Annotated in this window: 6 protein-coding genes; 5 read left to right on the top strand and 1 reads right to left on the bottom strand. The window is 45.0% G+C overall.

The genetic code is table 11. The features are described from left to right. Positions 1 to 193: 193 nt before the first annotated feature. Complete coding sequence (def, locus tag ACTTK7_RS16850) at positions 194 to 739, bottom strand: peptide deformylase (RefSeq protein WP_462869256.1); 546 nt, start codon at positions 737 to 739, stop codon at positions 194 to 196. 132 nt (positions 740 to 871) lie between these two features. Between def and ACTTK7_RS16855 the strand changes: the two genes are divergently transcribed. The 5 genes from ACTTK7_RS16855 (at position 872) to lpdA (ending at position 6,895) form a co-directional block, all read left to right on the top strand. Continuing rightward, positions 872 to 1,522, top strand: a complete 651-nt coding sequence (locus tag ACTTK7_RS16855) for a YkyA family protein (RefSeq protein ID WP_462869257.1) — start codon at positions 872 to 874, stop codon at positions 1,520 to 1,522. A gap of 483 nt (positions 1,523 to 2,005) precedes the next feature. Next, positions 2,006 to 3,046: a pyruvate dehydrogenase (acetyl-transferring) E1 component subunit alpha gene (gene pdhA, locus ACTTK7_RS16860; RefSeq protein ID WP_462869262.1), complete on the top strand. Its 1,041-nt coding sequence runs from the start codon at positions 2,006 to 2,008 to the stop codon at positions 3,044 to 3,046. A 3-nt stretch (positions 3,047 to 3,049) separates the two neighbouring features. After that, on the top strand, positions 3,050 to 4,027 hold the full coding sequence (locus ACTTK7_RS16865; RefSeq protein WP_462869258.1) for an alpha-ketoacid dehydrogenase subunit beta: 978 nt from the start codon (positions 3,050 to 3,052) through the stop codon (positions 4,025 to 4,027). A 90-nt stretch (positions 4,028 to 4,117) separates the two neighbouring features. Continuing rightward, entirely contained in the window at positions 4,118 to 5,476 is a 1,359-nt protein-coding gene (locus ACTTK7_RS16870) for a dihydrolipoamide acetyltransferase family protein (RefSeq protein ID WP_462869260.1), read from the top strand. 3 nt (positions 5,477 to 5,479) lie between these two features. Beyond that, positions 5,480 to 6,895, top strand: a complete 1,416-nt coding sequence (gene lpdA, locus ACTTK7_RS16875; protein WP_462869261.1) for a dihydrolipoyl dehydrogenase — start codon at positions 5,480 to 5,482, stop codon at positions 6,893 to 6,895. Positions 6,896 to 7,016: the final 121 nt, after the last annotated feature.

Consider the following 7,016-nt stretch of genomic DNA (forward strand, 5'->3'; position numbering starts at 1 on the left):
GTCCAATACCAAGATAAAGGAAGAGCCGCTTTTTTCATATCCCTATCGTGTCAAGTCCAACTTGTGGTGAAGAGCCATAAAATATCTTTTATAGAAATAATTTCCAAATAAGGGAAGTAACAAGAAAGCATGGCAGGAAAAACTGAGAAGACGAAAAAAGCATCTTCCCGGAGGAAAACGCTCTTTTTGCAGATTATAGCTTGGGCAGCTCCCGTTTGTACTCGTCCTCGTAATCTTCAATCCGGTCGTAAAACATAACTCCGTTCAGATGATCAATTTCGTGCTGGGCAACAATAGCCGGAAGCCCCCGGAGGCGCAGCTTTACCTCTTCGTTTTCAAGTGTCCGGGCTTTCAGTGTAATACGCGAATATCTAGGAACATTTCCAGGAACTTCCCGATCGACTGAAAGGCAACCTTCCCCGCCTTCCAGATGGGTTGTTTCTACAGAGTGGCTGAGGATTTTTGGGTTGATGAACCCGTAGCTGTAAAGCTCATCCTTGTCGTCGGACACATGCATGGCAAACATTCTTTTATTAATGCCAAGCTGGGGGGCCGCCACGCCGACGCCGGAACGGAGCTCATATTTTTCAGCGGTTTCCTCGTCCTGGCTGTTTTTTAAGAAATCCAGCATTTCCTGCAGGGTATGCAGATCTTCAGCAGGCGGAGGAACCGGGACTTCTTCAGATACTTTGCGAAGCGCTGGACTACCTTCACGCTTAATATCTTTCATTGTTAACATGAATCAACTGCCTCCAATCAAGCTTACATATGATAATCGTTAATAACAGTGTATTAGTATAGCAAAAAAATTTCAGCTAAAACAGCTTTAAAACGTCAATTGGCCGCAAAAAAATTTACAGGGGGAATACATATGTATAAATTGAACAAAAAAATAACAGGAGCAGCAGTCGTTACGTTATCTGCTTTAGTGTTAACGGCATGCGGGTCTCCGGAGGGCAACATCCAGGATCAGTGGAGTAAAGCAGCGGGAGCCGAAGAAAACTTTTCCGACAAAGATGAAGAATTAACCGAACTGGCTGGTGAAGAACAAAGTATATTTGAAAATTTAACTTCCTATAAAGATGATGAGCAGAAAAAAATTGAGGCATCTGTAGAGAAAGCGGTAAGCTCAGTGAGTGAGCGTAAAGAATTAATGGAACAAGAACAGGAAGAGATCAATCAGGCTTACGATGAAGCAATGAAAGCAGAAGACCCTATTGAAAATTTGGAAGATGAAGAAATGAGCGAACAAGCAAAGCAGGCCCAGCAGGCAATGGAAAAGAGGAACGAAGCATTTAACGGTGTTCACGATGCTTACATGAAAGCAGCGGATAAAGAAATTGATATGTACGAATCATTTAATGATGAAAATTTAGAGCTTGAAGCACTCGAAGAACAACTCGATACTATTAACAACTCCTATGAAGAGGTGGAGAGCTACAGGGAAACATTCAACACAGAAACGAAAGCATTCAATGAAGCTAAAAACACGTTCGGAGAAATGATGGAAGAAGAGAGCTGATTCAGTTTTATAACAAGTCGGCGAAACGAAGCGTTGGATGGAGAAAAACGGCTGAACTGTTTATATAAGCAAGGAGCGATGGTATATAACAGATTTGTTTATTTCCAAAATATTGAATGTGCCAAATGGCAGTATAATCCTTTGAGCAAAAAGGATTGACGTATCTTTTTCGTTTGGTATATTCTAACTATTGAAAAGTATTGTTTCATTGAAATGATAAAATAAACTGAAACAGCTACTTATTTGTTCTTTGTTAAAATTATCCTTGATTACAATACGGCTGTGAAGGGTATTAAAAAACGATGTGGTCTTAAAGAACCTGCGCGTGAAAAATATTTTATCAGCAGAGTGTGAAAATTTAAGCGATAATTGAAGAACAGATAAAAACAACTACTGGTTACAGCCGGTGTATTTTAAGAAGAGAGGAAGAGGTGAACATTTGTGGCGACAAAAACGATTGAACAAGTCGAAAGTCACTTTGAAATGTTTCAGGTTTTAAATGAAGACGGAGAAGTAGTAAATGAAGAAGCGCTTCCAGACTTATCAGATGAACAGCTTCAGGAAATGATGCACCGCATGGTGTATACAAGAATCTGGGATCAGCGCGCTATCTCATTAAATCGTCAGGGGCGTCTAGGGTTTTATGCCCCGGTGGCTGGTCAGGAAGCATCAATGATAGGTTCACACTATGCACTGGACAAAGAAGACTGGATTCTTCCAGGCTACCGTGATGTTCCGCAGATTGTATGGCATGGTCTTCCATTGTATCAAGCATTTTTGTTTTCCAAAGGACATTTTCATGGTGGACAAATTCCAGAAGACTTAAACGTATTACCACCCCAGATCATTATCGGAGCTAATTTTGTACAAAATGCTGGTGTTGCAGTCGGCCTGAAGCGCCGCGGCAATAAAAACGTAGCAATTACTTATACAGGTGACGGAGGTTCTTCCCAGGGAGACTTCTATGAAGGGATGAATTTTGCAGGTGCGTATGAAGCACCAGCTATCTTTGTTGTGCAAAACAACCAGTTTGCTATCAGCGTACCGGTAGAGGAACAGACTGCAGCTAAAACTATTGCACAAAAATCAGTAGCAGCTGGTCTGCATGGAGTTCAAGTAGATGGAATGGATGTTCTCGCTATGTATTCTGTTACCCAGGAAGCACGGAAAAACGCATTAAACGGCGAACCTTCGTTAATTGAATCAATATGTTACCGTTATGGACCACATACAATGTCTGGAGACGATCCGACCCGGTACCGTACGGAAGAACTGGACAACGAATGGGAAAAGAAAGATCCGCTTGTACGCTTTCGTACTTATCTTGAAAAAAAAGATCTCTGGAATGAAGACCGCGAAAATGAAGTAGTAGAGAAAGCTAAAGAAGATATTAAAGCTGCTATGAAACAGGCGGATGAAACACCTAAACAAAAAGTTTCTGATCTACTCGGAATTATGTATAAAGAACTACCAGAGGAATTAAACAAGCAGTTAGAAGAATACAGAGAGAAGGAGTCGAAGTAAGCTATGGCGCAGTTGACAATGATTCAGGCAATTACAGAGGCGATGCGCACGGAGCTGAAAAATGACGAAAATGTCCTTGTTTACGGCGAAGACGTAGGTCATTATGGCGGCGTATTCCGTGCTACAGAAGGTCTGCAAAAAGAATTTGGCGAAGAACGTGTATTTGATACTCCACTTGCAGAGTCCGGAATTGGCGGACTGACACTTGGTCTTGCAGTCACTGGGTTCCGTCCGGTAATGGAAATCCAGTTTTTCGGTTTCGTATTTGAAACAATGGACGAGGTAATAGGGCAGATTTCACGGATCCACTATCGTACTGGAGGCAAAAACAATGCGCCGGTTACTATTCGTGCGCCTTTCGGCGGCGGAGTAAAGACACCTGAACTTCATGCGGACAGCCTGGAAGGGCTTCTCGCACAGTCTCCGGGGCTTTCCGTAGTTATTCCATCGACTCCTTATGATGCAAAAGGGCTGTTGATTTCTGCAATTCGCAGTGATGACCCGGTATTTTTCCTTGAGCACATGAAACTGTACCGCTCTTTTCGGGAAGAAGTTCCAGAAGAAGAATATACAGTGGAACTTGGTAAAGCAGATGTGAAACGTGAAGGTAAAGACGTTACATTAGTTGCTTACGGAGCTATGGTACACACTTGCCTGAAAGCAGCTGATCAGTTGAAAGAAGAAGGCTACGAAGCAGAAGTGGTTGACCTGCGGACTATCAGTCCACTGGACATGGATACAGTTATTGAGTCTGTGAAAAAAACCAACCGTGCAGTTGTAGTCCAGGAAGCTCAAAAACAAGCTGGTATTGCTGCTAACGTAGTCGCGAATATAAATGAAGAAGCTATTCTTCATTTAGAGGCGCCGGTACTTCGAGTGGCAGCACCAGATACGGTCTTTCCATTCGCGGCTGCCGAAGACGTTTGGCTCCCGAATGAAAACGATGTAATCGAAAAAGCAAAAGCTGTACTCAGTTTCTAAACATTACTAATCGGGCAAACAGGTTGATGAAAAATATCAACCTGTTTGCTACGAGTAATACTGAATTGAAAATAAAAGGAGGCACTTGTTTTGGCTTATGAATTTAAACTTCCTGATATTGGCGAGGGAATTCACGAAGGTGAAATAGTTTCATGGCAGGTCAAACCCGGCGATGAAATTAAAGAAGACGATGTGCTTTGCGAAGTGCAAAACGACAAAGCTGTGGTGGAAATACCTTCCCCGGTGGATGGCAAAGTCTTAGAATTAAAAGTAGATGAAGGAACAACAACCACCGTCGGTGAAGTGATTCTCACTATCGATGATGGCAGCGGAGAGGAGTCCTCTTCAGATGATTCCGCGGAAGAGGCTTCCGGGGATGAAAGTTCCGAAGGTAAATCAGAAAGAGACGAGCAGGAGCAGAATGATGCTCAGCCGGCTTCCACGGAAGCAGAAAAAGAAAGCCCGACACCAGCAGGCGGCGAGAGTGCCAGTACTTCAGGAGAAGCAGACGTAGATGAAAACGCACGCGTTATCGCTATGCCGTCTGTGCGCAAATACGCGCGTGAAAATGACGTAACGATTCAAAAAGTCAAAGGAACGGGCAAAAACGGACGTATTCTGCGTGAAGATATTGATGCATTCCTGAGTGGCGATCAGTCAGCGGAAGAAGAAACAACAGAAGCTGCTTCCGGCGCTGAAGAAAGCAAATCAGCAGCGAGCGCAGCAGCACCTTCCCAGGACCAGGGCGCTATGGAAGAACGCGTGCCGCTTAAAGGTATCCGTAAAGCTATCGCTCAAAAAATGGTACAATCAAAACAGACGGCTCCACACGTTACTCATATGGACGAAGTGGACGTCAGTGCGCTGGTTGACCACCGTAAAAAATTCAAGCCTATGGCTGCAGAGCAGGATATCAAGCTTACGTACCTGCCATACGTTGTAAAAGCCCTGACTTCCGCAATCCGTAAGTTCCCTGTATTGAATGCTTCCATCGACGATGAAGCTTCTGAAATCGTTTATAAGCATTACTTCAATATCGGCATTGCAGCTGATACAGAGCAGGGACTTGTCGTACCGGTTGTGAAAGACACAGATCGCAAGCCAATCTTTACCCTGGCCGACGAAATCAACGAGCTTGCTACAAAAGCAAGAGACGGAAAGCTTTCCTCAGCTGAAATGAGCGGAGGCTCTGCTACGATTTCGAACCTGGGATCCGCGAAGGGTGCGTTCTTTACTCCGGTTATTAATCATCCGGAAGTGGCTATTCTTGGTATTGGCCGTATTGAAGAAAAAGCGGTAGTGCGCGACGGCGAAATTGTTGCTGCGCCAATGCTTGCTCTTTCTTTAAGCTATGACCACCGTCTGATCGACGGCATGACAGCACAGCATGCATTGAATCACATCAAGCGCTTGTTAAATGAACCAGAACTAATCTCAATGGAGGGATAATTCATGGTAGTAGGAGATTTTGCAGAAGAAATTGATACACTAGTTGTAGGTGCCGGCCCGGGGGGCTATGTTGCAGCCATCCGTGCCGCCCAGCTTGGGCAAAAAGTAACGATTGTCGAAAAAGGAAATCTGGGCGGTGTCTGCTTAAATGTAGGCTGCGTGCCGTCTAAAGCATTAATTCAGGCCGGGCATCGTTTTCACGAAGCCAACGAAGGCGCTGAAAGCATGGGTATCACCTCTAAGGGTGCTGAGGTAGATTTCACGAAAGTACAGGAATGGAAAGGCAGTGTCGTTGAAAAGCTTACCGGGGGCGTTGAATCCCTTCTAAAAGCAAATAAGGTGAACATTGTAAAAGGGGAAGCCTATTTCTCCGACAAAGACCAGGTAAAAGTTTCTACGGATGAGTACAGTTCCCAGACGTATAAATTTAATAACTGCATCATTGCTACGGGCTCCCGTCCGGTGGAACTCAAGCCGCTTCCTTTCGGAAAACGTGTACTTGATTCCACTGGAGGCTTAAATCTCGAAGAAATCCCGAAAAGCATGATTGTGGTCGGCGGCGGCTACATCGGCATCGAGATGGCTGGAGCGTATGCAAACCTTGGTACAGAGGTTACTGTGCTTGAAGGCGAAAGTCGTATTCTTTCCCAGGGCTTTGAAAAGCAAATGACTCAGCCAGTGCAAAAGAAATTAAAAGCACAGGGCGTTGACATTCAAACAGAAGCATTTGCGCAGGGCGTGGAAGAGTCTGAAGACAGCGTAACCCTTACAGCTGAAGTAAAAGGTGAAGAAAAAACGTTTGAAGCAGAGTACGTACTGGTTGCTGTTGGACGCCGTCCAAATACAGAAGAGCTGGGACTTGAACAGATCGGCGTAGAAATTGGCGAACGCGGCCTGATCCAGGTGGACGAGCAGTCCCGCACAAGTGTAGATAATATCTACGCAATCGGCGACATCGTGCCTGGCCTCCCGCTTGCTCATAAAGCTTCCTACGAAGCGAAAGTAGCTGCAGAGGCTATCGCAGGGGAAGCGGCAGCAGTCGATTATCTTGGCATGCCAATGGTCGTTTTCTCAGATCCGGAACTTGCAAGCGTTGGATACACCGAAGAAGATGCGAAAGAAGCAGGCTTTGATGTAAAATCCGCGAAGTTCCCGTTCCAGGCTAACGGACGGGCATTGTCTCTGGACGTCTCTGAAGGCTTCATGAAGCTCATCACCCGTAAGGATGATGGTTTAGTTATCGGAGCTCAAATTGTGGGCCCTAACGCTTCTGATATGATTGCAGAAGCAGGCCTGGCAATCGAAGCAGGCATGACAGCAGAAGATGTAGCGATGACTGTTCATGCTCACCCGACGTTAGGTGAGATCACGATGGAAACAGCAGAAGCAGCACTCGGAATGCCAATTCACATCACGTAATAAATGCAAGAAAGCCACGGCTCGTCGCAGCCGTGGCTTTCTTTTTGGCTCTATAATATTTGTTGGGGTTGAAGCACAAAAAAACACGCAGACTCCCATATCCGTTATACTTGCGTCGACG

This window comes from Marinococcus tarijensis (assembly GCF_054971385.1).